Annotated in this window: 23 protein-coding genes and 4 tRNA genes; 17 read left to right on the top strand and 10 right to left on the bottom strand. The window is 68.5% G+C overall.

The annotated features are described in order from the left end of the window. Positions 1–7 precede the first annotated feature (7 nt). The 4 genes from pstS to pstB are packed head-to-tail and all read left to right on the top strand — an operon-like array spanning position 8 to position 3,978. The gene (gene pstS / locus MCHUDSM44219_RS24705) at positions 8–1,144 is read left to right on the top strand and encodes a phosphate ABC transporter substrate-binding protein PstS (RefSeq protein ID WP_048420911.1); all 1,137 of its coding nucleotides are present in this window, start codon (positions 8–10) and stop codon (positions 1,142–1,144) included. A 57-nt stretch (positions 1,145–1,201) separates the two neighbouring features. Continuing rightward, the gene (gene pstC / locus MCHUDSM44219_RS24700) at positions 1,202–2,278 is read left to right on the top strand and encodes a phosphate ABC transporter permease subunit PstC (RefSeq protein ID WP_048420910.1); all 1,077 of its coding nucleotides are present in this window, start codon (positions 1,202–1,204) and stop codon (positions 2,276–2,278) included. Beyond that, the gene (pstA, locus tag MCHUDSM44219_RS24695; RefSeq protein WP_048420909.1) at positions 2,275–3,192 is read left to right on the top strand and encodes a phosphate ABC transporter permease PstA; all 918 of its coding nucleotides are present in this window, start codon (positions 2,275–2,277) and stop codon (positions 3,190–3,192) included. Before pstC ends, pstA begins: the two co-directional genes overlap by 4 nt. Before the next feature lie 9 nt (positions 3,193–3,201). Then, a complete protein-coding gene (gene pstB, locus MCHUDSM44219_RS24690; RefSeq protein ID WP_048420908.1) occupies positions 3,202–3,978 on the top strand; it encodes a phosphate ABC transporter ATP-binding protein PstB in 777 nt (258 codons plus the stop codon). Positions 3,979–4,051: 73 nt separating this feature from the next. Here the strand turns inward: pstB and phoU are convergent, their stop codons facing one another. From phoU to MCHUDSM44219_RS24665, 5 genes are all read right to left on the bottom strand, one after another. Then, positions 4,052–4,720, bottom strand: coding sequence for a phosphate signaling complex protein PhoU (gene phoU / locus MCHUDSM44219_RS24685; RefSeq protein WP_048420907.1), 669 nt, complete (start codon positions 4,718–4,720; stop codon positions 4,052–4,054). Positions 4,721–4,837: 117 nt separating this feature from the next. Continuing rightward, positions 4,838–6,805: an LCP family glycopolymer transferase gene (locus MCHUDSM44219_RS24680; protein WP_048420906.1), complete on the bottom strand. Its 1,968-nt coding sequence runs from the start codon at positions 6,803–6,805 to the stop codon at positions 4,838–4,840. A 236-nt stretch (positions 6,806–7,041) separates the two neighbouring features. After that, positions 7,042–8,175 (bottom strand): tRNA dihydrouridine synthase DusB, encoded by a 1,134-nt coding sequence (dusB, locus tag MCHUDSM44219_RS24675; RefSeq protein WP_082162389.1) that lies wholly within the window; start codon positions 8,173–8,175, stop codon positions 7,042–7,044. A gap of 26 nt (positions 8,176–8,201) precedes the next feature. After that, complete coding sequence (locus MCHUDSM44219_RS24670; RefSeq protein ID WP_048420904.1) at positions 8,202–9,209, bottom strand: acyl-ACP desaturase; 1,008 nt, start codon at positions 9,207–9,209, stop codon at positions 8,202–8,204. Positions 9,210–9,306: 97 nt separating this feature from the next. Continuing rightward, positions 9,307–9,888 carry a TetR/AcrR family transcriptional regulator gene (locus MCHUDSM44219_RS24665; RefSeq protein ID WP_048420903.1) on the bottom strand — a complete coding sequence of 194 codons (582 nt, stop codon included), beginning with the start codon at positions 9,886–9,888 and terminating at the stop codon, positions 9,307–9,309. A 56-nt stretch (positions 9,889–9,944) separates the two neighbouring features. On the opposite strand from MCHUDSM44219_RS24665, the gene MCHUDSM44219_RS24660 reads away from it, so the two are divergent. Then, positions 9,945–10,943, top strand: a complete 999-nt coding sequence (locus MCHUDSM44219_RS24660; RefSeq protein WP_048420902.1) for an oxygenase MpaB family protein — start codon at positions 9,945–9,947, stop codon at positions 10,941–10,943. An 18-nt stretch (positions 10,944–10,961) separates the two neighbouring features. Continuing rightward, a complete protein-coding gene (locus MCHUDSM44219_RS24655) occupies positions 10,962–11,621 on the top strand; it encodes a L,D-transpeptidase family protein (protein WP_082162380.1) in 660 nt (219 codons plus the stop codon). A 4-nt stretch (positions 11,622–11,625) separates the two neighbouring features. Here MCHUDSM44219_RS24655 and MCHUDSM44219_RS24650 read toward each other — a convergent pair whose 3' ends face one another. Then, positions 11,626–11,982 (bottom strand): DUF2510 domain-containing protein, encoded by a 357-nt coding sequence (locus MCHUDSM44219_RS24650; protein ID WP_048420901.1) that lies wholly within the window; start codon positions 11,980–11,982, stop codon positions 11,626–11,628. A gap of 75 nt (positions 11,983–12,057) precedes the next feature. Here MCHUDSM44219_RS24650 and MCHUDSM44219_RS24645 point away from each other — a divergent pair, with 75 nt between their 5' ends. After that, a complete protein-coding gene (locus MCHUDSM44219_RS24645; RefSeq protein ID WP_048420900.1) occupies positions 12,058–12,954 on the top strand; it encodes a serine/threonine-protein kinase in 897 nt (298 codons plus the stop codon). A gap of 8 nt (positions 12,955–12,962) precedes the next feature. Here the strand turns inward: MCHUDSM44219_RS24645 and MCHUDSM44219_RS24640 are convergent. Then, a tRNA-Lys gene (locus MCHUDSM44219_RS24640) sits at positions 12,963–13,035 on the bottom strand. Between the two features lie 126 nt (positions 13,036–13,161). On the opposite strand from MCHUDSM44219_RS24640, the gene MCHUDSM44219_RS24635 reads away from it, so the two are divergent. The 5 genes from MCHUDSM44219_RS24635 to MCHUDSM44219_RS24615 all read left to right on the top strand — a co-directional run bounded on the left by MCHUDSM44219_RS24635 (position 13,162) and on the right by MCHUDSM44219_RS24615 (position 14,611). After that, positions 13,162–13,234, top strand: a tRNA-Glu gene (locus MCHUDSM44219_RS24635). Between the two features lie 37 nt (positions 13,235–13,271). Then, a tRNA-Asp gene (locus MCHUDSM44219_RS24630) sits at positions 13,272–13,348 on the top strand. 40 nt (positions 13,349–13,388) lie between these two features. Next, a tRNA-Phe gene (locus MCHUDSM44219_RS24625) sits at positions 13,389–13,465 on the top strand. Continuing rightward, positions 13,465–14,040 (top strand): chorismate mutase, encoded by a 576-nt coding sequence (locus MCHUDSM44219_RS24620; RefSeq protein ID WP_048420899.1) that lies wholly within the window; start codon positions 13,465–13,467, stop codon positions 14,038–14,040. The genes MCHUDSM44219_RS24625 and MCHUDSM44219_RS24620 overlap by 1 nt, the downstream gene beginning before the upstream one ends. Before the next feature lies 1 nt (position 14,041). After that, positions 14,042–14,611 (top strand): TetR/AcrR family transcriptional regulator, encoded by a 570-nt coding sequence (locus MCHUDSM44219_RS24615; protein WP_048420898.1) that lies wholly within the window; start codon positions 14,042–14,044, stop codon positions 14,609–14,611. A 9-nt stretch (positions 14,612–14,620) separates the two neighbouring features. Here MCHUDSM44219_RS24615 and MCHUDSM44219_RS24610 read toward each other — a convergent pair whose 3' ends face one another. Next, positions 14,621–15,412: an MBL fold metallo-hydrolase gene (locus MCHUDSM44219_RS24610; RefSeq protein WP_048420897.1), complete on the bottom strand. Its 792-nt coding sequence runs from the start codon at positions 15,410–15,412 to the stop codon at positions 14,621–14,623. A gap of 149 nt (positions 15,413–15,561) precedes the next feature. Here MCHUDSM44219_RS24610 and MCHUDSM44219_RS24605 point away from each other — a divergent pair, with 149 nt between their 5' ends. Both MCHUDSM44219_RS24605 and MCHUDSM44219_RS24600 read left to right on the top strand, forming a co-directional pair. Further along, a complete protein-coding gene (locus tag MCHUDSM44219_RS24605) occupies positions 15,562–16,164 on the top strand; it encodes a TetR/AcrR family transcriptional regulator (protein WP_048420896.1) in 603 nt (200 codons plus the stop codon). 55 nt (positions 16,165–16,219) lie between these two features. Further along, on the top strand, positions 16,220–17,779 hold the full coding sequence (locus MCHUDSM44219_RS24600) for a phytoene desaturase family protein (protein ID WP_048420895.1): 1,560 nt from the start codon (positions 16,220–16,222) through the stop codon (positions 17,777–17,779). A 5-nt stretch (positions 17,780–17,784) separates the two neighbouring features. Here the strand turns inward: MCHUDSM44219_RS24600 and MCHUDSM44219_RS24595 are convergent, their stop codons facing one another. Beyond that, positions 17,785–18,138: a UBP-type zinc finger domain-containing protein gene (locus MCHUDSM44219_RS24595; protein ID WP_048420894.1), complete on the bottom strand. Its 354-nt coding sequence runs from the start codon at positions 18,136–18,138 to the stop codon at positions 17,785–17,787. Between the two features lie 72 nt (positions 18,139–18,210). Here MCHUDSM44219_RS24595 and MCHUDSM44219_RS24590 point away from each other — a divergent pair, with 72 nt between their 5' ends. Continuing rightward, the gene (locus MCHUDSM44219_RS24590) at positions 18,211–18,654 is read left to right on the top strand and encodes an SRPBCC family protein (protein ID WP_048420893.1); all 444 of its coding nucleotides are present in this window, start codon (positions 18,211–18,213) and stop codon (positions 18,652–18,654) included. Here the strand turns inward: MCHUDSM44219_RS24590 and MCHUDSM44219_RS24585 are convergent. After that, positions 18,651–19,622, bottom strand: a complete 972-nt coding sequence (locus tag MCHUDSM44219_RS24585) for a cation diffusion facilitator family transporter (protein ID WP_048420892.1) — start codon at positions 19,620–19,622, stop codon at positions 18,651–18,653. The genes MCHUDSM44219_RS24590 and MCHUDSM44219_RS24585 overlap by 4 nt on opposite strands. Before the next feature lie 92 nt (positions 19,623–19,714). On the opposite strand from MCHUDSM44219_RS24585, the gene MCHUDSM44219_RS24580 reads away from it, so the two are divergent. Both MCHUDSM44219_RS24580 and MCHUDSM44219_RS24575 read left to right on the top strand, forming a co-directional pair. After that, on the top strand, positions 19,715–22,348 hold the full coding sequence (locus MCHUDSM44219_RS24580; protein ID WP_048420891.1) for a helix-turn-helix transcriptional regulator: 2,634 nt from the start codon (positions 19,715–19,717) through the stop codon (positions 22,346–22,348). Between the two features lie 89 nt (positions 22,349–22,437). Continuing rightward, a complete protein-coding gene (locus MCHUDSM44219_RS24575; RefSeq protein ID WP_048420890.1) occupies positions 22,438–22,878 on the top strand; it encodes an SRPBCC family protein in 441 nt (146 codons plus the stop codon). The last annotated feature ends 14 nt before the right edge of the window (positions 22,879–22,892 follow it).

The raw sequence follows: 22,892 nt of genomic DNA, 5'->3' as shown, positions 1-22,892 counted from the left end.
GGGATCAGTGAAGCTCAAGAGCATCGGCAAGACGTTCGGCACGACGGTCTCTGTCGCGGCGATCGCCGCGGTGACCCTCGCCGGCTGTGGAAGCGACAACAACTCGGCGTCGGGCGGCAGCAGCAGCTCCGCGGCGTCGGGCAGCAGCTCCGCGGCGGCCGCCGACTGCGGCGGCAAGAACTCGCTCACCGCCGAGGGCTCGACCGCCCAGCAGAACGCCATCGCCCTGTTCAACCAGGTCTGGGGCCAGAAGTGCCAGGGCAAGAACCTGTCCTACAACCCGACCGGATCGGGCGCCGGCCGCGAGCAGTTCATCGCCAAGAACGTCGACTTCGCCGGCTCGGACTCCGCGCTCAAGGATGCGCAGATCGCCGACGCCGCCAAGCGCTGCGGCGACAACCCGGCCTGGCACCTGCCGCTGGTCTTCGGCCCCATCGCGATGGCCTACAACCTCGAGGGCGTCGACAAGCTGGTGCTCAACGCGGACACGCTCGCCAAGATCTTCCAAGGTCAGATCACCAAGTGGAACGACCCGGCGATCGCCGCGCTGAACAGCGGCGCCACGCTGCCCGACACCGCGATCACCCCGATCTTCCGGTCGGACTCGTCGGGCACCACCGACAACTTCCAGAAGTACCTGAAGACCGCCGCGCCGGAGGCGTGGACCAAGGACACCGGCAGCGAGTTCCAGGGCGGCGCGGGTGAAGGCGCCCAGAAGTCGGCGGGCGTCACGCAAGCCGTGCAGGCCACCCCGGGCTCGATCGGCTACGTGGAGAAGGGCTTCGCCCAGCAGGCCGGTCTGCCGTTCGCGCAGATCGACACCGGCGCGGGCGCGGTCGAGTTGACCGACGACAGCGCCGGCAAGGCGATCGACGAGGCGAAGTTCGCCGCCGACGGCAATGACCTGGTGCTCGACCTCAACTCGATCTACGGAACCAAGGAGGCCGGCGCCTACCCGCTGGTGCTCGCGACGTACGAGATCGTCTGCTCCGCCGGCTACGACCCCGACACCTCGGCGGCGGTCAAGTCGTTCCTGACCGTGTCGGCCAATGACGGGCAGGGCGGGCTGTCGAGCGCCGGCTACGTGCCGCTGCCCGAGAAGTTCAAGGAGCGCCTGCTGACGTCCATCCAGGCGATCAAGTAACTACCTAGTTCGCTGGCGCGGCAGCGAATTCACAGCGAGGATGGGTGCCTGACAGCCATGACATTCAACGGTATCGAGAAGGGCTCTGACGGAACTTCTGTGACTATCCCGAATCCCGCGCAATCGGGGTCAGGTGAGGCACTGGCCGCACCGCACCCCGAGCCGACACCGCTTTCGACCGACCCGTCGAGGTACGGCACCGTGCGCCTCGGTGATCGCATCTTCCGCGGGCTGGCCGAGGGGTCGGGCGTACTGATCGTCGTCATCATCGCGGCGATCGGGTTCTTCCTGTTGTGGCGCGCCATTCCCGCGCTGGCGCGCAACGAGCAGAACTTCTTCCTCTACAGCGGTAACTGGATCACCACCGACACCTCGGCGATGCAGTTCGGCATCCTGGACCTGCTGCAGGTGACGGTGTTCGTGTCGGTGTTCGCGTTGCTGCTGGCAATGCCGATCGCTCTGGGCATCGCGATCTACCTCACCAACTACGCGCCCAATCGCGTGGTGGGTCCGCTGTCGTACATGGTGGATCTGCTGGCGGCGGTGCCGTCGATCATCTACGGCGTCTGGGGTCTCTACGTCCTGGCTCCGGTGATCAGGCCGCTGGCGCTGTGGCTCAACGAGACGCTGGGCGGGTGGTTGTTCCTGTTCTCGACCGGCAACGCCTCGGTCGCCGGCGGCGGCACGATCTTCACCGCGGGCATCGTGCTCGCGGTGATGATCCTGCCGATCATCACCGCGGTCACCCGTGAGGTGTTCGTGCAGACGCCGCGCGGACAGATCGAGGCCGCGCTGGCGCTGGGCGCCACCCGCTGGGAAGTCGTGCGGACCACGGTCCTGCCGTTCGGCATGTCGGGTTACATCAGCGGCGCGATGCTCGGGCTCGGACGCGCGCTGGGCGAGACCATCGCACTACTGATCATCCTTCGCGGCACCCAGCAGGCGTTCGGCTGGTCGCTGTTCGACGCCGGCTACACGTTCGCCAGCAAGATCGCCTCCGCTGCTTCGGAATTCAACGACCAGTACAAGGCGGGCGCCTACATCGCGGCCGGCCTGGTGCTGTTCATCCTGACCTTCGTGGTGAACTCGTTGGCCCGGGCCGCGGTTTCCGGAAAGGACCGGTCTGCATCATGACCTCCGCGACACTGGATCAACCCGTCAAGGCGCCGACATTCCAGGGTGTGAGCCTGCGCCGCAAGGTGGCCAACAACGTCGCCACGGTTCTGGTGACGCTGTCGGTGGCGATCGCGCTGGTCCCGCTGCTGTGGGTGCTCTACACCGTGGTGGCCAAGGGATTCGGCGCCATCACGTCGAGCACCTGGTGGATGAATTCCCAGGCGGGCATGACCGCGTTCGCTGCTGGTGGCGGCGCCTACCACGCGATAGTCGGCAGCCTGCTGCAGGCCGCGGTGTGCGCGGTGATCTCCATCCCGATCGGCGTGTTCGTCGGCATCTATCTGGTCGAGTACGGCGGCGGGACACGCCTGGGCAAGGTCACGACGTTCATGGTGGACATCCTCACCGGTGTGCCGTCGATCGTCGCGGCGCTGTTCATCTACGCGCTGTGGGTCGCGACGCTGGGCTTCGAGCGGTCCGGCTTCGCCGTGTCACTTGCCTTGGTGCTGTTGATGATTCCGGTCATCGTGCGGTCCACCGAGGAGATGCTGGCGATCGTGCCGATGGATCTGCGGGAGGCCAGTTACGCCCTCGGCGTCCCGAAGTGGAAGACCATCGCCGCCATCGTGATCCCCACCGCGCTGTCGGGCATCGTCACCGGCATCCTGCTGTCGCTGGCCCGCGTGATGGGCGAGACGGCGCCGCTGCTGATCCTGGTCGGCTATTCGCAGGCCATCAACTTCGACATGTTCAGCGGTTTCATGGGATCGCTGCCCGGCATGATGTACGACCAGACCTCCGCCGGGGCCGGCGCCAACCCGATCCCCACCGACCGCATGTGGGGTGCTGCGCTGACGCTGATCATCGTGATCGCGCTGCTCAACGTCGGCGCCCGCTTCATCGCCAAATTCTTTGCGCCCAAAAAGGTTTAGGAGATACCCGTGGCCAAGCGTCTCGATCTCAAAGACGTCAACATCTACTACGGCGCGTTCCACGCCGTCGCCGACGTGTCGATGGCGGTGCCGCCGCGCAGCGTCACCGCGTTCATCGGCCCGTCCGGCTGCGGCAAGTCGACGGTGCTGCGCACGCTGAACCGGATGCACGAGGTCATCCCCGGCGCCTACGTCAAGGGTTCCGTGCTGCTCGACGGCGACGACATCTACGGTGCCGGCGTGGACCCGGTGGGTGTGCGCAAGACCATCGGCATGGTGTTCCAGCGTCCGAACCCGTTCCCCACCATGTCGATTCGCGACAACGTCGTCGCCGGTCTGAAGTTGCAGGGCGTGCGCAACAAGAAGACCCTCGACGAGGTCGCCGAGCGGTCGCTGCGCGGCGCGAATCTGTGGACCGAGGTCAAGGACCGGCTCGACAAGCCCGGCGGTGGACTGTCAGGCGGTCAGCAGCAGCGGCTGTGCATCGCCCGCGCGATCGCCGTGCAGCCCGACGTGCTGTTGATGGACGAGCCCTGTTCGGCGCTGGATCCGATCTCCACACTGGCCATCGAGGACCTGATCGCCGAGCTCAAGCAGGACTTCACGATCGTGATCGTCACGCACAACATGCAGCAGGCGGCGCGGGTGAGCGATCAGACCGCGTTCTTCAATCTCGAGGCCACCGGCAAGCCCGGGCGGCTGATCGAGATCGACGACACCGAGAAGATCTTCTCGAACCCGACGCAGAAGGCCACCGAGGACTACATCTCCGGCCGTTTCGGCTGACGAACCATCCTCGCAACAAGTAAGCCCCCCCGGAGAACATGTCCCGGGGGGCTTTCTTGATGGTGATGCGACGCTAGCGCGGAGCGGGCAGCTCCTCTTCCTCGGGGGCGTGCCCGGTGACCTGGAAGATGACCCGGCGGGCGATCTCGACGGCGTGGTCGGCGAAGCGCTCGTAGAAGCGACCCAGCAGGGTCACGTCGACCGCCGCGGCGACTCCGTACTTCCACTCCCGATCCATCAGGACCGTGAACAGGTGCCGGTGCAGGTCGTCCATCGCGTCGTCTTCCTCACGGATCCGGGCCGCCTTCTCCGGATCGCGGGTGAGGAGCACCTCCTGGGCGCTGTGGCCGAGCTCGACCGCGACGCGTCCCATCTCGGCGAAGTAGCCGTTGACCTCTTCGGGCAGGGCGTGCTGCGGGTGCCGTCGACGGGCGATCTTGGCGACGTGCAGCGCCAGCGCGCCCATCCGGTCGACATCGGCGACGATCTGGATCGAGCTGACGATCGCCCGCAGATCGCCGGCGACCGGAGCCTGCAGCGCCAGCAGCACGAACGCACTCTCCTCGGCGCGCACACTCATCGCGACGATCTGTTCGTGGTCGGTGATGACCTGTTCGGCCAGCGCGAGGTCGGCCTGCAGCAGGGCCTGCGTGGCGCGCTCCATGGCCACGCCCGCCAGCCCGCACATCTCGCCGAGCTGGGTGGTCAGGGCCTCGAGCTGCTCGTGGTACGCGGTTCGCATGGTCAAAAGCCTACGGGCTGACCACCGTGATCGTCACGAAGCGCACAGTGAACGACAGGTGAATGCCACCCTCCTAATGGACGCAGACGTCACTCGCAGGACGTCACTCGCAGGACGTCACTCGCAGGACGTGTCGGCGGCGTTGGTGACGGTGAGGTCTTCGGGCAGCGTGGAGGAGGAATTCTTCGACCCGCGCAGGACGTGCACCTTCACGGTGGAGCCGCTCGGGGTGGGCGCGGCGACATTGGAGAAATCGCTGCCCAGCACCACCTGCACGACGTCGCCCAGGCCGCTGGCGCGCTCGATCGTCGGGTCGGGGAATGACGACGCCACCGTGGCCGCCGCCTCCTCGTTGCCGGGGGAGAAGAACACCGTGGTGTGCTCGAGCGGGCCGGGGTAGTCGTCGGGGCTGGTGATGTTGAAGCCGTGGGCCTGCAGTGCGTCGGCCGCCGTGGAGGCCAGACCCGTCTCGGACGTGGAATTCGACACCTGGACGGTCACGTCGCCGGGATTGGTGGCGATGGCGTCGATGATCTCGCCGTCCTGCGGCGCGGGGTTCTGGCCGTTCTGAGCGGGTGCCGGGTTGGCCAGCGACTCGGGTGTGCCGGGCACCGGGGTGTTGTCGGCGTTGCGTTCCTCGGGCAGCGGATCGTCGTTGATGATCGCGTCGAACAAAGCGCGCATGTCGTCGGTGCGGGGGATCTCGTTGCCGTAGTCGTCGGCGTACCCGACGGTCGGCACGGTGACGAAGGTGATCCGCCCCGCGTTGACGCCCTGGACCGATTGGCCGAGGTCGACGAGGTCCTTGGTGTCGAGGTTGTCGACGTAGCTGTCGTTGATGAACATGTTGACGACGTTGTTGAGCTTGGACAGCGAGAAGAAGGTGTCCTTGGAGATCAGGGACCGCAGCAGTGAGGACAGGAACCGCTGCTGGCGCTTGATGCGGCCGTAGTCTCCGTTGGTCTCGGTGGTGACCTGGCGGGCGCGCACGTAATTGAGGGCGGTGTGCCCGTCGACGACCTGACGGCCGGCGGTGGCCAGCACGGTGCCCAGTTCGTAGTCCTCGATCGGCGTGGTGCTGCAGACCTCGACCCCGCCGAGCGCGTCGACCATCTTGCTGAAGCCGGCGAAGTCGACGGCCATGAAGCGGTTGATGTGCAGGCCGGACATCTTCTGGATGACCTTGACCAGGCATTTGGGCCCGCCGACGGCGAACGCCGAGTTCAGCTTGTACTCGGTGTAGGCCTCTTCCGGACCCCACGACTCGGTGTCCTCGTCGTAGATCGGCCCGTACTGCCGCGTCTCGGGGTTCCAGACCTCGCACTTCATCGGCTCGATCTTCAGATCGCGCGGGAAGGACACGGCGACCACGCGCTTGCGGTTGGCCGGGATGTTCACCAGCATCACGGTGTCCGACCGGGCGCCGGCGGCGTCCTCGGTGGTGCCCGCGCCCATCTCGCTGTTGTCGCCGATGCGGGTGTCGGTGCCGACGATCAGGAAGTTCTCGTCGCCGAACTGGGCGTTCGGGTCGAGGATGTCGCGCGAGTCGGGGTCGAGCGCGGAGACCCGGTTCAGCAGGTTGTTCTTGGCGGACTGCCACTGCCAGGCGCCGCCGGTCAGCACGAGGGCGAGGACGGCGACCAGGGCGGCGATGCCGCGACCGGCGATCACGCTGCGCCGGTGGCGTGGCTGGTACGCCACGGTGGCGGTGTCCTGCCGGCGGCCGACCGCGGCGAGGTCCGGCAGTTCGGAGGGCGCGGCGTCCAGCGCGGGCAGGATCGTGGTGTCGAGCTCGTCGGCCGGATACGGCTCGGGTTCGGCGTCGGGCTCCGGGTCCGGCTCGGGTTCGGCGCGGTGCCGCTTCGGCTCGGTGGGCGCCGCACCGCCGTTGATCTTGGCGATCAGGTCCGCGACGGTGACGGGACCGGTTTCCGTCGGGGTTTCGGGCGGTTCAGGCGGGTCGATGGCCCGCTCCCACGGCGCGGCGCCTGGTGCGGGCCGCCTCGATCGGGTAAGCCAGTCATGCTGGCCGTCAGAATCGCCGGACTGCGGGCGGCCGGGAGTGGCGTGATCACCGTCACTCATCGTCTACCGGCCTTCCAGCTCCCGCGGCACCACATGACGTGCGCGCATCGCAGCCGCGCACCGGCACGCAGATCGCCGAGTGCCCACTCAAAGTCTTAAAGCACTGGTCCCGGCTCCGCCACCGGAGTGGGGCAGTGTGGCACTTCATCGTACTGAGACATCCTGAGAGAGAGCCAGCCGACAGCAGCAGTCAGCGCCTGATCGATACCCTCTCGCAACAGTCTTCAAACGGGCGTTCAGCCGCCCGAATGCATGACGTCGGCCCCGACGGGCACCGCGCAGTCGTCCGGATCGTCGAGCCAGTTCTCGGGAAGCGACACCGAGGCCGCCGAGCCCTGCCGGCCGCGCGGACCGTTCGCGGCCGCGGGGAACGGCACGTCGGGATCGAGCTGCTCGAGCAGGTCATCGAGCTCGGAAATCGTCTTGACCAGTGCCAACGACCGGCGCAGATCCGCCCCGGCCGGCAAGCCGTGCAGGTACCAGGCCACGTGCTTGCGGATGTCCCGCATCCCCTTGTCCTCTCCGAAGTGCGCAGCGAGCAGCTCGCCGTGTCGACGAATGATGGACGCGACCTCACCCAGCGTGGGCGGGGTCGCCGGTGTCGCGCCGGTGAAGGCGGCGGACAGCTCGGCGAACAGCCACGGCCGTCCCAGACAGCCCCGGCCGATCACCACGCCGTCGCAGCCCGTCGCGGCCATCATGGCCAGCGCGTCACGAGCGTCGAAGATATCACCGTTCCCGAGCACCGGAATCCCGGTGACATGGGCCTTCAAAGCACCGATCTGCTCCCAGTCGGCGGTGCCGGAGTAGCGCTGCGCGGCGGTGCGCGCGTGCAGCGCGACCGCCGCCGCGCCTTCCTCGGCGGCGATGCGCCCGGCGTCGAGGTGGGTGTGGTGCTCGTCGTCGATGCCGATCCGGAATTTGACCGTGACGGGAATGTCGGTGCCTTCGGTGGCCCGTACCGCAGCGGCGACGATCTGACCGAACAGGCGCCGCTTGTAGGGCAGTGCGGCTCCGCCGCCGCGCCGGGTCACCTTGGGCACCGGGCAGCCGAAGTTCATGTCGATGTGGTCGGCCAGGTCCTCGTCGACGATCATCTTGGCCGCGGCGTAGGTGTTATCCGGGTCGACGGTGTAGAGCTGCAGCGACCGCGGTGATTCGTCGGGCGCGAACGTCGTCATGTGCATCGTCACCGGGTGGCGCTCCACCAGGGCGCGCGCGGTGACCATCTCGCACACGTACAGGCCGCTGACGGTGCCCGCGCGGCTGAGCTCGAGTTCACGGCAGAGCGTGCGGAAGGCGACGTTGGTCACCCCCGCCATCGGCGCGAGGACGACAGGGCTGCGAAGGTCGAACGGCCCGATCCGCAGGGACCGGGCCGATCGAGGGGTGTCTGTTACGAGGCTGATGATCCCACCAGCTGAGCCTTGGCCGCCTTCTTCTCGGCCATCTGCGCCAGCCGCGCTTCGCGACGCTGCTTGGCGACCTCGAACTTGTCGACGGCTTCCTGGAGCTCTTCCACCAGGGCACCGAGATCGTCGCGCATCCGCGCACTCTCGCCGTTGAAGTCCTCGCGCTCGAAGATGCGCCACTTCTTGAGCACCGGCATCACGATGTCCTCGAGGTGGATCCGCGGGTCGTAGACACCGCCCGAGGCGATGGTGACCGCGCGACGACGGAAGTCCGGGATCGTGTAACCGGGCATCTTGAAGTTGCGCAGCACCTTGTGCAGCGACTTCATCGCCTGGTCGGGGGCGATCTCGAAGCCCGCCTCGGAGACGTCGCGGTAGAAGATCATGTGCAGGTTCTCGTCGGCCGACACGCGCTGCAGCAGCTGATCGGCGATCGGGTCGTCGCACGCCTTGCCCGTGTTGCGGTGCGAGACGCGAGTGGCGAGCTCCTGGAACGTCACGTAGATGACCGAGTCGAACAGGCTCTCGGCGAACAGTTCGATCCCGCCCTGCTGGTTCTGGCCCGGGGAGAAGCCGCGGGTCATCTGCTCGACGCGCAGCATCTCCAGCTCGACCGGGTCGACGTTGCGCGTGACGACGAGGTAGTCACGCAGCGCGATGCCGTGCCGGTTCTCCTCGGCGGTCCAGCGGTTGACCCAGAAACCCCAGGGCCCGTCCATGCTGAAGTTCATCGCGATCTCGCGGTGATAGGACGGCAGGTTGTCCTCGGTGAGGAGGTTGGTCAGCATCGCGACCCGGGCGACCTCGGACAGCTTCGACTGCTCGATGTCCCAGTCCTGGCCGCCGAGTGCGTAGTAGTTCTTGCCGTCGGACCACGGGATGAAGTCGTGCGGGTTCCAGTCCTTCTTCATCTGCATGTGCCGGTTGACCAGAGGCTCGACGACGGGCTCGAGTTCGGTCAGCAGCTGCAGATCGGTCAGGTCCTTCGCCATGACACCTCCGGTTATCTGTACCTGATGGTTGCACTCAATATATCTGTGTAAGTCGGTGACATTCAAGTCACCGCGCCGTAGCTCACACCGCGGCGGATCAGCTCGATGCCCGGCTGAGCAGGAGCTCGGCGCAGTGATCGATGAACTGCTCGCGGGTCGCCGCGAGGCGGCCGTCCAGGTATGCGGTGAACAGAGCAGTGAGTGCCCCGATCAGGCCGGTGGCAACCATGGCCTGCCGCGTGGGGTCGGTGATGCGCGTCAGATTGCGCTGCAGCAGCTCGATGAAGTTCGGCATCCAGCGCGCCCCGGACTGGGCGAGGACGGGCTCGGCCTCGGGCGCCAGCAGCAGCACCCTGCCGCGGGCGGGGTCGTCGACCATCAGCGAGACGAACCGCTCGACGGCGTCGCGCATGCTCTCCGAGCGCATCAGTGTCGACATGGCCGCGCTGCAGACCTCGTCGTACACGGCCGCCACGTATTCGTCGCGGTCGGCGAAGCTCTCGTAGAAGTAGCGCTCGGTCAGCCCGGCCGCACGGCACACCGCGCGCACGGTCAGGCTCGGCCCGCCCGGGCTGCCCAGCAGGCTGATGCCCGCGGTGATCAGTTCGTCGCGGCGCAGCGCCTGGCGATCCCGCAGCGGAACGCCCGACCATCGGCCGCGTCGTTGACCGGACGGCACAGTCCTCCTAAGCTCGCAGTGACAACGCCTGTAGTCAGAATCGGGGAAACTCAGCAGTGACTCAAGATACGTCCGTCTCGTGCCCGGTGACCAGCGGATCCGTCGCGCCCGGGTGCCCGGTCTCCGGTGGCTACGACGACGTGCCGGCGTCGCTCGGACCGGAATCGCTCACCTGGAAGTACTTCGGCCAGTGGACCGGCATGCTGCAGGGGCCGTGGGCGGGGTCGATGCAGAACATGCATCCCCAGCTCGGCGCCGCGGTGCAGCAGCACTCGATCTTCTTCCTCGAGCGGATGCCGCGGCTGTTCCGGTCGGTCTACCCGATCGGCGGCGTGGTGTTCGACGGTGACCGCGCGCCGAAGACCGGGGCGGAGGTCCGCGACTACCACATCGGCATCAAGGGCGTCGACGACCAGGGCCGCCGGTACAGCGCGCTGAATCCGGAGGTCTTCTACTGGGCCCACGCGACGTTCTTCAAGTCGACGCTGCTGGCCGCCGAATGGCTGGGCGGCGGACTGACCGAGGCGCAGAAGCGACAGCTGTTCGACGAACACGTCACGTGGTACCGGATGTACGGCATGAGCATGCGGCCGGTGCCCGCGAGCTGGGAGGACTTCGAGCGGTACTGGGATCACATGTGTCGCAACGTGTTAGAGGACAACTGGGCAGCGCGCGAGGTCCTCGACCTGTCGACGATGCCCAAGCACCCCTCGCTGGACTGGATGCCCGATTGGCTGTGGCGTCTCAACGTCGCGGGGATGCAGCGGTTCTTCGACTTCACCACGGTCGGCTTGTTCGATCCGGCCGTGCGCGAGTTGATGGGCTACACGTGGTCGCCCCGTCAGGAGCGGCTGCACCGACTTTTCGGCGCCGCGGTCTATCAGGTCACCCGGGTCCTGCCCAGACGGATGCTGATGCACCCGCGCAAACGGTCGGCCTGGGACAGGGCGCACGGTCGGTTGCCGGCTGATTCGCCCCTGGTCGAGACGCCGGCGCGCAACCTTCCCCCGGTCGAGTATCGCGACGACCCGCACTTCTACAGCCCGAAGGTCTGACTGCGCTACGTTCACAGGGTGCTGGGCAAACTCGCGGTCGCGCCGCTGATGCTGATCGTCGCGAGCCTCACCGCCGGCGGCGCTGGGGCGCAATCGGATTCCGAGGCAGCCGGCCAGATCATCGTGGTGAGCGCGCCGTCGGCGAACTCGCCGGTCGGCGAGCTGACGGCCTACGAGCGAGTGGACGGACGGTGGCAGCCGGTGCTCGGACCCACTCCCGCCGATTTCGGCGAGCTCGGGGTGGGCGCGCCGGCCGACGACGTGTTCCGCACGCCCGTCGGCACCTTCCCCCTGGGGCAGGCGTTCGGGCGGGAGGCCAACCCCGGCACCCGGATGCCGTACTTCGAGGCGACCGACGAGGACTGGTGGGACGAGGACGTCGACTCCCCGACGTACAACACGCACGTCCACGCCGCCGAGATCGACTCCGAGGATGCCGAGAACCTCTACGACTCCGGGGCGATCTACGACTACGCGGTGCTGATCGAGCACAACCCGGAGCGGATACCGGGCCGGTCGGCGGGGATCTTCCTGCACGTGTCCGACGGCAAGCCGACGTGGGGGTGCGTCGCCATCGGCCGCGACCAGATGCGGTCGGTCCTGCAGTGGCTCGACCCTGCGCAGCATCCGCAGATCACCATCGGGGTCGGACTGGACGGACCGCCGGCCGCAGAATGACGCCTCAGCGGGCCGCGGTGTACACCGTCCAGGCGGCGCCGTCGAAGTAGCGCATCAGGCGCCCGTCGTCGGGGCTGACGTACCAACCCGGGTGCACCGCGGGGAAGCGGCCGAAGGTGCCGCGCGGGTCACCGGCCAGGCAGAGCCGGTGTTCGAGGTCGGCGCGGGCGCGCAGGCCGGCGTCGCGGATCGCGGCCGCGCGACGCCGCCGCCGGATCGCGATGAACATGCCGGCGCCCACGATCACCGCCAGCGGCCAGAACCACCCCAGCCACAGCCACCACAGGGCCACCGCTGCGGCGGTGGCGGCGAGCACGGGATGACGCCGCAGAAACGGTGGGCGGGCAGGCTGGTACAGCATCGAGGCCGATCATACGAGCCGCGCGCGGCGGCGCGTCAGGTTTGCGATGCGGCCGCACCGGCTAGCTTGGAGGACATGCAGGCGCCGGAAGTTCTTGGCGGTCGCTACGAACTACGGGGTGTTCTGGGCCGCGGTGGCATGGCCGAGGTCCGCGATGCCTGGGATCTCCGCCTGGACCGTCCGGTCGCGGTCAAGTTGCTGTACCCGTCGGTCAGCACGCAACCCGACACCCGGCGCCGGTTCGCCACCGAGGCGCGTGCCGCGGCGGTGGTCAATCACCCGCACGTGGTGGCGGTGCACGACTCCGGGGTGCACCAAGGCCGGCACTACATCGTGCTCGAGCGGTTGCCGGGCCAGAGCGTGGCCGACGCACTCGCCCGCGGCGGCCCGATGCCGGCCGGGCACGTCCGCGCGATCATGCGCGACGTGCTGTCGGCGCTGGGTGCGGCGCATGCCCGCGGTGTGCTGCATCGCGACATCAAGCCGGCGAACATTCTGTTCACCCGGTTGGGCGGGGTGAAGATCGCCGACTTCGGTGTCGCGAAGAGCGCCGACACCCCGCAGACGCTCACCAACCGGGTTTTCGGGACGATGGCCTACCTGCCCGCGGACCGGATCGCCGGACGGCCCGCGATGCCCGCCGACGATCTGTACGCCCTGGGGGTGGTCGCCTACGAGGCGCTCACGGGCCGGCGGGCGTATCCGCAGGAGAGCCTCACCACGCTGGCCGACGCGATCGCCGCGGGCGCGGTGACGCCGCTGTCGGTGCTGCGGCCTGATGTGGATCCCGCGCTGGCGCTGACGGTCGAGCGGGCCATGTCGCGCGACCCGCGGTGGCGCTTCGCGAGCGCCGAGCAGATGCGTGCGTGCCTGGATCCCCCGGCCGCGACGCCACAGCGCACCGGGGTGGCGCTGGCCGGCGCTGCGGTGCTGACCCTTCTGGTGCTCGCCGCGTTGCTTGTCGTGCTGTAGAAAACGTGTGCCCCCAGCAGGGCTCGAACCTGCGACCTGCGGATTAAAAGTCCGTAGCTCTACCAACTGAGCTATAGGGGCGTGACGCGTGCGCCTCGAAAAGGATACTGCCGGGCTGGCCGTTTGAGGATTTGGGTGTCGGTACCCTAAGCTATCGAAGCTCCCAACAGACACGAGCGTTGTGAGTACCCCGGAGAGATTCGGCTGGCCCCCTTCGTCTAGCGGCCTAGGACGCCGCCCTTTCAAGGCGGTAGCGCGGGTTCGAATCCCGTAGGGGGTACACGCGGCGACCAGGTCGGTGGGGAGTCGCACAGTAAGGCCCTGTGGCGCAGTTGGTTAGCGCGCCGCCCTGTCACGGCGGAGGTCGCGGGTTCGAGTCCCGTCAGGGTCGCCATCACGGCGAGGCACTTGGGAACGAGTGATCGGTGCCGTCCGGCCAGGTAGCTCAGTTGGTACGAGCGTCCGCCTGAAAAGCGGAAGGTCGCCGGTTCGATCCCGGCCCTGGCCACCATGAACATCCGTTGCGTACTCGCCCCGGTCGCCGTCGGTGTGGCGATGGCTCTGGTCCCGATGGCTCCCCTCGCTTCGGTCGCTTCGGCGCAGCCCACCCACTCTCTGACCGACCTCGTCGACGCGGCCGTGCGCCGGCTCGAGGTGGCCGAGTCCGTCGCGGCCAACAAGTTCCACACCGGCGGGCCGATCGTCGATCCGGTGCGTGAGCAACAGGTGCTGGACTCCGTCGCCGGCCAGGCGCGGGAGTTCCAGATCGATCCGAACTATGTGACGACCGCCTTCCGGGACCAGATCGATGCGACGGTCGGGATCGAGTACAGCCGGCTGGCGCAGTGGACGCTCGATCCCGCTGCCGCTCCGGCCGACACCCCCGACCTCGGGTCGTCGCGGGACATCATCGACGCGCTCAACCGCGAGATGGTCACGCTGATGGCCGAGGAGTGGGGCAAGCTGCACGCACCGCAGTGCGTGGCGGAACTCGACGCCGCCAAGTCGGAGGTGGCGACCGCCCGCGGGCTGGATCCGCTGTACCGACAGGCCGTGGATCTCGCCACACGCAACTACTGCCGCTGACATGAGCGACTTCCGCCAGCGGCTGCTCGACGCCCTGGAGGCGTCGATCGCCGAAGACGGCTACGCCAAGACGACGGTCGCCGACATCGTGCGTCGGGCGAGAACGTCGCGGCGCACGTTCTACGAGCACTTCGCCAGCCGCGATGAGTGTTTCGTCGCGCTGCTGTCGGAAGCGAACGCCGACCAGATCCAGCAGATCTACGAGGCGGTCGATCCCGGGGCGCCGTGGCAGAAGCAGGTGCGGCAGGCCATCGAGGCGTGGATCTCCTCGGCCGAGGCGCGATCGGCGTTGATGCTGAGCTGGATTCGCGACGTGCCGGCCCTCGGTGCCGCCGCCCGCGGTCTGCAGCGCGACGCCATGGAGCACTTCATCGAGATGGTCGGCGCGCTGGGTGACACCGACGAATTCCGTTCGGCGGGAATCGGTCCCGTGTCGAGACGGCGCATCATCATGTTGCTCGGCGGTCTGCGCGAACTGACCGCCTTCACCGTCGAGGAGGGTGGCCGTATGAGTGATGTCACCGATGAGGCGGTCGACGCGTCGATCGCGCTGGTCGGCCGCTGGCAGTGATCCGCCCGGTCAGGCCGTTGCGGTGGCCCTGGCCTGTTCGAACAACTCCGGGTCGTGCGCACAGACGATCATCATGTCCGGATCGCCTCGCCGGTACAGCTCGACCAGGCGAGAGTGGTTGTCTTCCACTTTTTTCCGATCCACCGCCACCGCCTTCTCGAACGCGGTGAGCGCGGGCACCCGCGGGTTCTCGTCGAGAGTGCCGCACTGGAAGAACGCGTCGCCGGCGTGCATGATCCAGCGGTGTCCGGCGTCGACGGCGACGCACGCGTGGCCGAGGGTGTGGCCCGGCAGTGACAGCAGCACGAAGCCGGGGCCGATGCCGGAGAGTTCCTTGGCGGCCGCGAAGCCTCGCCACGGCTCCCCGGCGATGTCGTGCTCGACGATGTGGGGGCCGTGCGCCCACTGATCGGCCCGGAACCGGATGCGGTCGGGCACCGAGCGCGAGCCCATCGCGGCGCGCACCTCGGGGGCGGTGACGTGCACCTGTGCGTCGGGGAAGTCGGCCAGCCCGCCGATGTGGTCGGCGTCGAAGTGGGTGGTGATGATGTGCCGGACGTCGTCTCGGTGGTACCCGAGCGCCTCGATCTGGGTGACTGCGGCCTCGGCCGCATCGAACGACGGCCGGAAGAAGTACCGCCGGAACCGGCCGAAGCGTGCGGGACGCCGGCAGTCCTGCGTGCCGAAGCCGGTGTCGACGAGCACCAGACCGTCGGCGGCCTCCACGAGCAGCACATGACAGACCAGGGTGCCCGCGCCCCAGGGGCGCATCGTCCCGCAATTGAGATGGTGAACCTTCACGCCCCGTCCCCCCGGTCGTCAGCGATTCGGGTGACCCCACCCGTCGCAGTGACCCTAACCCGTTCCGGCCATCCGCGAATGGCGACGTCGCCGGGCCGGGCCGGATTCGCCCGCGCCGCCGCGTCCGGGGGGTGCGGTACTTTACGCACATGGTCCGGCCTGCCCAGACGGCGCGTAGCGAGCGCACCCGGGAAGCCCTCCGGCAGGCGGCCGCGGTCCGGTTCCTCGCGCAGGGCGTCGAGGAGACGTCGGCCGAACAGATCGCCGCCGATGCCGGGGTGTCGTTGCGCACCTTCTACCGTCACTTCGCCTCCAAGCACGACCTGCTGTTCGCCGACTACGACGCCGGACTGCACTGGTTCCGGGCTGCCCTGTCGTCGCGCTCGCCGGACGAGTCGATCATCGAGTCCGTGCAGTCGGCGATCATGGCCTCGCCGTACGACGACTCCGCCGTCACCAAGATCGCCGCGATGCGGGCGCAGGAGCTGGACCCCGGCCGCATCGTGCGGCACATCAGGCAGGTGGAGGCCGATTTCGCCGAGGCGGTGGAGGAGCACATGGCCGGGACCGACCCGCCGGCTCCCGGTACGGACGAGCGGATGCGGATCACCGTGACCGCGCGGTGCATCGCGGCGGCGGTGTTCGGCGCGATGGAGGTGTGGATGCTCGGGGAGGACCGCTCGTTACCCGAGCTGGACCGGCTGTGTCGGCACGCGCTTGCGCTGCTCGAGACGGGTATCGCCGCCGAGTAGGGCACCTGTTTCGTCAATATTGACAAAACATCGGAGGCCGTGTCAGCCTCAGCCGATGACGGACTTCGATGCGATCGTCGTCGGGGCTGGACACAACGGTCTGACCACGGCCGCTCTGCTGCAGCAGGCGGGACTGCGCACGGTGTGCCTGGACGCCAAGCTCTACGCCGGTGGCATGGCCTCGACCGTGGAACTCTTCGACGGCTTCCGGTTCGAGATCGCCGGATCGGTGCAGGTGCCCACCTCGGCCGTGGTCAGTGACGCGCTCGGCCTGGATGACCTGCCCACCGTCGACCTCGATGTGATGAGCGTGCAGTTGCGGGGAGTCGGCGACGACCCCGTGATCTACTACACCGACCCGCTCAAGCTGCTCACCCATCTGAACGACGTGCACGGCGCCGACGCCGTCAACGGCATGGCCGGCCTGATGGCGTGGTGCCAGGCTCCCACCCGGGCGCTCGGCCGCTTCGACGCCGCGCGGCCGCCCCGGACGCTCGACGAGATGTTCGCCTGTGCCACCAACGAATTCGAACGCCAGGCGATCAGCGACATGTTGTTCGGCTCGGTCAGCGACGTGCTCGACCGTCATCTGCCCGACCGGGAGAAGCACGGCGCGCTGCGTGGCATGCTCGCGTTCCTGGCGGTCAACACCACCTATCGCGGGCCGCAGACCCCGGGCAGTGCGGCCGCGCTGGCCTTCGGGCTGGCGGTTCCCGACGAGAACGCCACGTTGATCAAGAAGTTCCGCGGCGGCATGGGCGCGGTGACCGAACACCTGCTGCGGATGTTCACCGCGGCCGGCGGCGAGGTCCGGCTGCGCACCAGGGTGGCCGAGATCCTGGTCGGCGACGGCCGCGTCGGCGGAGTGCAACTGGAGGACGGATCGACGCTGCGCGCACCGGTGGTCGTCTCCGCTGTCGCGCCCGATCTCACCGTCAACACGCTGCTCGACCCGGGGGCGGTGCCGACCGACATCCGCGAGCGGTTCTCCCGCATCGACCATCGCGGCAGCTACCTGCAAATGCACTTCGCGCTCGACGGACCGCCCACGTTCGCCGAACCGTACGAGGTGCTCAACGACCCGGAATACCAGTCGGCGATCGGCATTTTCAGCACCCCCGAGGAACTGCAGCAGCAGTGGGAGGACTCCACGCGCGGCATCGTGCCCGCGGATCCCGCGATCGCCCTGCAGATCCCGTCGGCCAACGACCCGGGCCTCGCGCCGCCGGGCAAGCACGCGGTGTCGGCGTTCTCGCTGTGGTTCCCCCTCACCGAGGACACGGCGAGCTACGGCGAACTCAAGACGGAGATGGGCCGGCGGGTGATCGACAAGATCACCCGTCTGGCACCGGATTTCGAGAGCCTGATCCTGCGCCACACCACCTTCACGCCCAAACACATGGGCACCATGTTCGGTGCGCCTGGCGGCGACTACTGCCACGGTCTGATCCACCCCGAACAGATGGGCCCCAACCGGCCCGGGCCGAAAGGCTATGTCGATCAACCGCTTCCGGTCGACGGGCTGTACCTGGCCAGCGCGGGCTGTCACGGCGGCCCGGGCATCACCTTCATCCCGGGTTACAACGCCGCGCGGGAAGTCCTCGCCGGACGCTGACGGTGTCAGCGGTCGCGCGCCTGCAGTTGCGCCATCCAGTCGGCGGGAACCCGGCCGCGCGGGCCCGGCACCGTCTCGTCGAGTGGACGGCTCTGCGGGGCGGCGAGTTCCGGGCCGTCGTAGTAGGCGTCGGTCTGGTAATTCCAGAACCAGTCCTCGCCCGGCTCGAAGGAGCGGATGATCGGGTGCCCCGTCGAGCGCCAGTGCGCGGAGGCGTGCCGCATCGGCGAGTCGTCACAACAGCCGATGTGCCCGCACGCCGCGCAGCGTCTCAGGTGCACCCACCAGCCGCCCCAGGCGTCGCATTCGGCGCAACCGGTGCCGCTCGGCGGCACTTCGGGATTGACGTCGCTGCTCACAGACGACGAGCCTACGGGCCCAGTCCCGGGATCTCGATCCGAACAGTCGGCGCCGTGCTCTATGGTCGCGCCATGGCAACCAAGGATTCGCGCGAGGTCGTGATCGAAGCAACGCCGGAACAGATCCTCGACGTCATCGCCGACGTCGAAGCGACCCCCACCTGGTCGCCGCAGTACCAGAAGGCCGAGGTCCTCGACCGCTACGACAACGGCCGGCCCAAGCAGGTCAGGATGACGGTCAAGGCCGCCGGGCTGACCGACGAACAGGTCATCGAATACACGTGGGGGGACGACTCGGTCACGTGGACGCTGATCTCGGCGAACCAGCTCAAGTCCCAGGACGCGGGCTACACGCTCACCCCCGAGGGCGACAAGACGCGGGTGAAGTTCGACATCGCGATCGACCTGTCGGTGCCGCTGCCCGGGTTCATCATCAAGCGCACGATCAAGGGTGGCGTGGAGACCGCCACCGAGGGGCTGCGCAAGCAGGTCCTCAAGGTGGTCAAGGGCGGTTAGGAGAGCCGGTCCAGCTCGTCGGGTTCCGCGATCGTCAGCACCGCGTCGACGATGTAGGGCTCGGCCTGCAGCCTGTTCTCCAGGTCGCGCAGCGTGTCGGCGATCCGGGACTCGACCGCGTCGCCCACCAGGTCGACGCTCGCCACCAGGAACAGTTGCTTGGGGCCGACGAACACCAGTCGGATGAAGCGCACCGAGGCCACCTCCGGCAGCCGCTCGAGCAGGGCGATCGCGGCCTCGCGCAGCCGCGGGCTGGCGGGTTCGCCGACCAGGAACCGGCGGTTGCGGTCGATCAGGATGACGGCGACGACGCCCAGCAGCAGACCGACCAGGATGGAACCGATCGCGTCCCAGATCGCCTCACCGGTGAGTTGATGCAGTCCGATGCCGAGCAGCGCCAGCACGATGCCGATCAGGGCAGCGGTGTCCTCGGCGAAGACCGCGCGGGTGGTCGGGTCGGAGGTGTCCAGCACGTGGTCGAGCAGCTCGCGATCGTATTCGCTCGCCTCACCGCGTAACTGCCGGAACGCCTGCAGCAGCGACGAGGCTTCGAGCACGAAGGCGACACCGAGGACGATGTAGGCCACAAGGTAGTTTTCCGGGCCGTTCTCGCCGTGCAGGATCTCGGTGACGCCGTGCCAGACCGACACTGTGCCTCCCACGACGAAGAGCCCGACCGCCGCCAGCAGTGACCAGACGTAGGCCTCGCGGCCGTACCCCAGCGGCCGCTCCGTGTCGGGAGGCCGCTTGCTGCGACGGTTGGCCACGATCAGAAAGCCCTGGTTCGCGGTGTCGGCCCAGGAGTGGGTGGCCTCGGCGGTCATCGACGCAGACCCCGAGATCACCGCCGCGACGGTCTTGGCGACGGCGACCGCGAAATTCGCGATCAGCGCGATGACCACCGTGCGCGTGCTCTCCCCGCCGCTGTCGGCACCGAGAGGTGCCGTCGCGTCGGGCTCAGCGTTCATGACAGCGAACCGTACCCCGCCGCCTACCAGTACAAACCGACCGAAGTGGGCATTCGGGTCACCCGGGTCGGCAGGGCACCTACGCTTTCGGTGTGCGATTGGCATGGCCGCTGATCGGGCGGTCGGGGGAGATGGCATCGATCGAGGCCGCACTGTCGGCGTCGAGTGGGTCGGGTGTGCTCGTCTGCGGGCCGACCGGGGTCGGCAAGAGTCGCCTGGTCCGGGAGGCGCTGGCGCGCGCCGCCGACCGTGGCTGGCAGACGCGCTGGACGGCCGGCACGTCCTCTGCGCAGGCGATCCCGCTGGGTGCGTTCACCGCGTGGGCGCCGTCGGGGGTCGGTGACACGGTCGCGTTGTTGCGCGGGGTGCTGGACGCCCTGACCGCGCCGAGTCCACCCGCGCCGGTCGTGATCGGCATCGACGACATCGACCTGTTCGACGATCTGTCGACCTTCGTGGTGCACCAGATCGTGCAGCAGCGGCTCGCGAAAGTCGTGATCACCGTCCGCGCGGGGGACGCCATCCCGACGGCGGTCCAGGAGGTTCTCAAGGCCGGGGACTTCGATCGGCTCGAGCTCGCGCCGATGAGTGCCCAGGACACGGCGGCGTTGGTGGCCGCCGCTCTGGACGGGCGCGTCGACGCCGTGACCGCCCGTCAGTTGTGGGAGCTGACCCGGGGCAACGTGTTCTATCTGCAGCACATCGTGGAGCAGTCGGTCGCCGACGGTGGCCTGGTGCTCGAGAACGGGTGCTGGCGGTGGTCGGGCGACCCGGCGGTGCCGCCGGGTCTGGCCGACCTGATCGAATCCCGGATCGGCGCGCTGCCCGAGCAGGTAGGCGACGTGGTCGACGTGCTCTCCGTCGGCGAGCCTCTCGATCTGCCTGTGCTGGCCCGGATCACCGACATGGCCGCCATCGAGGAGGCCGAGTGTCGCGGCTTGGTGACGCTCGAACCCGCGGGCGGCGCCGTCGAGGCGCGGGTCGCGCACCCGCTGTACGGCCAGGTGCGGCGACGGCGTGCGCCGCAGAGCAGGTTGCGGCGGCTGCGTGGACTGGTTGCGGCCGAACTGGCCGCCGTACCAGAATGCGACGACGTACGCGTGGTCGTCCGGCGCGCGACGCTCGAACTGGACTCGGACAGAGCGGCGGATACGGGGCTGCTGATCAGGGCCGCTCACGGAGCGGTGTGGCTGGGCGATCTGCCGCTGGCCGACCGGATCGCTGCGGCGGCCGAGCGTGCGGGCACCGGGCCGGAGCCGAAACTCGTGCGAGGGCATGCACTTTCGTGGCTGGGCCACGGTGGGGACGCCGACGCGGTGCTGGCCGGCATCGAGACCGCGGGGCTGCCCGATCGGGACCGGGCCCGGCTCGCGTTCCTGCGCGCGAGCAACATGCTGTGGGCCCTGGCCGATCCGGTACGAGCCAAGCAGATCATCGATGCCGCGTCCGACGTCACGGCGCCGGAAGCGCGCACCTACGTCGATGGTTTCCTGACGGTCTACTGGTTTGCGATGGATCGTCCGGCAGAGGCCCTGCTGACGGCTGAGCACCTCGCGCTGCGCGACATCCCGGTGGTCGGCGCGGAATTGGCGTGGGCTCTGACCCATATCGCCGCGGATGCGGGCCACACCTCGGACGCGGTGGCCGTCGCCGAGGCCGGGTACGAGGTCGCGGCCCGCTCCCTGGACGCGCCCCACATGATCTTCAACATCGCCGACGCGCACGTGAGCGCGCTGCTGTACGCCGGCCAGGTCAGCGAAGCGCGGGATGTGGCTGACCGGATGCGGCGCCAGGCGGCCAGCCTGCCCGGCGTCGCCCCCCTGCTCGGTGCAGCCGTGGCCGGCCGGGCCGCACTCGGGGCCGGTGACCTCGAGACGGCGTGCCGACTCCTCGAGCAGGCGGTCGAGGGGCTGTCCGGTCCGCACCCCATCGGGTGGGGCTACCGGTACCGGATCCCGTATGCGACCGCGCTGGCGATCCGCGGCCTGACCGACGACGCCCTCGCCGTCCTCGCCCCGCTGGCGGAGAACCGGCGCGAATTCCGGTTGCTCGACTACGAGCGCAGCCTGGCCGAGGCATGGATCTCCGCGGGCCAGGGGGCGGTCAGCGAAGCGATCTGTGCCCTCCAGGCGACCGCGGTCCGGTGCCGGGAAGCCGGCAGATTCGCCGAAGAGGTGATGGTGCTGCAGATCGCCACGCAGTTCGGCGACCGCACGGCCGCGCAGCGGCTGGGGGAGTTGGCTTCCGTGGTCGAGGGCCCCCGCGTCGGACTGGCCACCCGGTTCGCCTCGGCGGCCCACGCCGATGACGCCGCGGAATTGGCGGTTCTCGCTGACGAATTCGAGCAGATGGGCGATCGGGTCGGCGCGGTCGATGCGGCGGCGCACGCAGCCCGTGCGTACCGGCGCCACGACCGGAAGGGCTCGGCGCTGGCCTATTCGGCGCGGGCAGACGCCTTGGCCGACGCGTGCGGCGGTGTCCGCACGGTCGCGCTGCGGCAGAGCAGTGAGAAAGTGCCGCTGACCGAACGCGAAATCGAGATCGCGATGCTGATCGGCGAAGGCCTGAGTAATCGCGCCGTTGCCGACCGGCTCACGCTGTCGCCGCGCACCGTCGAAAGCCACATCTACCGTGCGATGGCGAAGACCGGAACCACCAGCCGTGAGGAACTCGCGGCGCTGTTCCCCCGCCGGAAACGTCCGCCAACGGCGCGGCGAGGACGGTAGCCGACCTGCCCGAAGCAGATCATTACCGAGATATGAATTAGCTGGATTTCCGAGTGTGCGAGCGTGGCCGCAGGGCTACGATTTGCCGCATGGCGGTCCGAGCTTCCAGTGAGACGGTGATCGACGCCCCGCCCGCGGCCATTCTCGACGCGTTGGCCGACATCGAGGCGGTCACCTCGTGGTCCTCGTTGCACAGAGAGGCCGAGGTTCTCGACCGTCATCCCGACGGCCGGCCGCACCACGTCAAAGCCACCGTCAAGATCATGGGCATGAGCGACAAGGAACTGCTCGAGTACCACTGGGGTGACGACTGGGTGGTCTGGGACGCGCAACAGACGTCGCGGCAGCGCTGCCAGCACGGCGAGTACAACCTCACCCCGGAGGGCGAGGACAGGACCCGGGTGCGGTTCGACCTGATCCTCGACCTGGCGGCCCCGTACCCGGCATTCCTCGTCAAGCGGGCCAAACGGATGGTCCTCGACGTCGCCCTCGAGAATCTGCGCCAACGGGTGATGGCCGGCTCCCACTGAGCCACAACCCTTAA

The sequence above is a fragment of the Mycolicibacterium chubuense genome (genome assembly GCF_001044255.1).
GTDB lineage: Bacteria > Actinomycetota > Actinomycetes > Mycobacteriales > Mycobacteriaceae > Mycobacterium > Mycobacterium chubuense.
The sequence above is the reverse complement of the archived record's forward strand: the minus strand, read 5'-3'. Positions and strand labels throughout refer to the sequence as shown.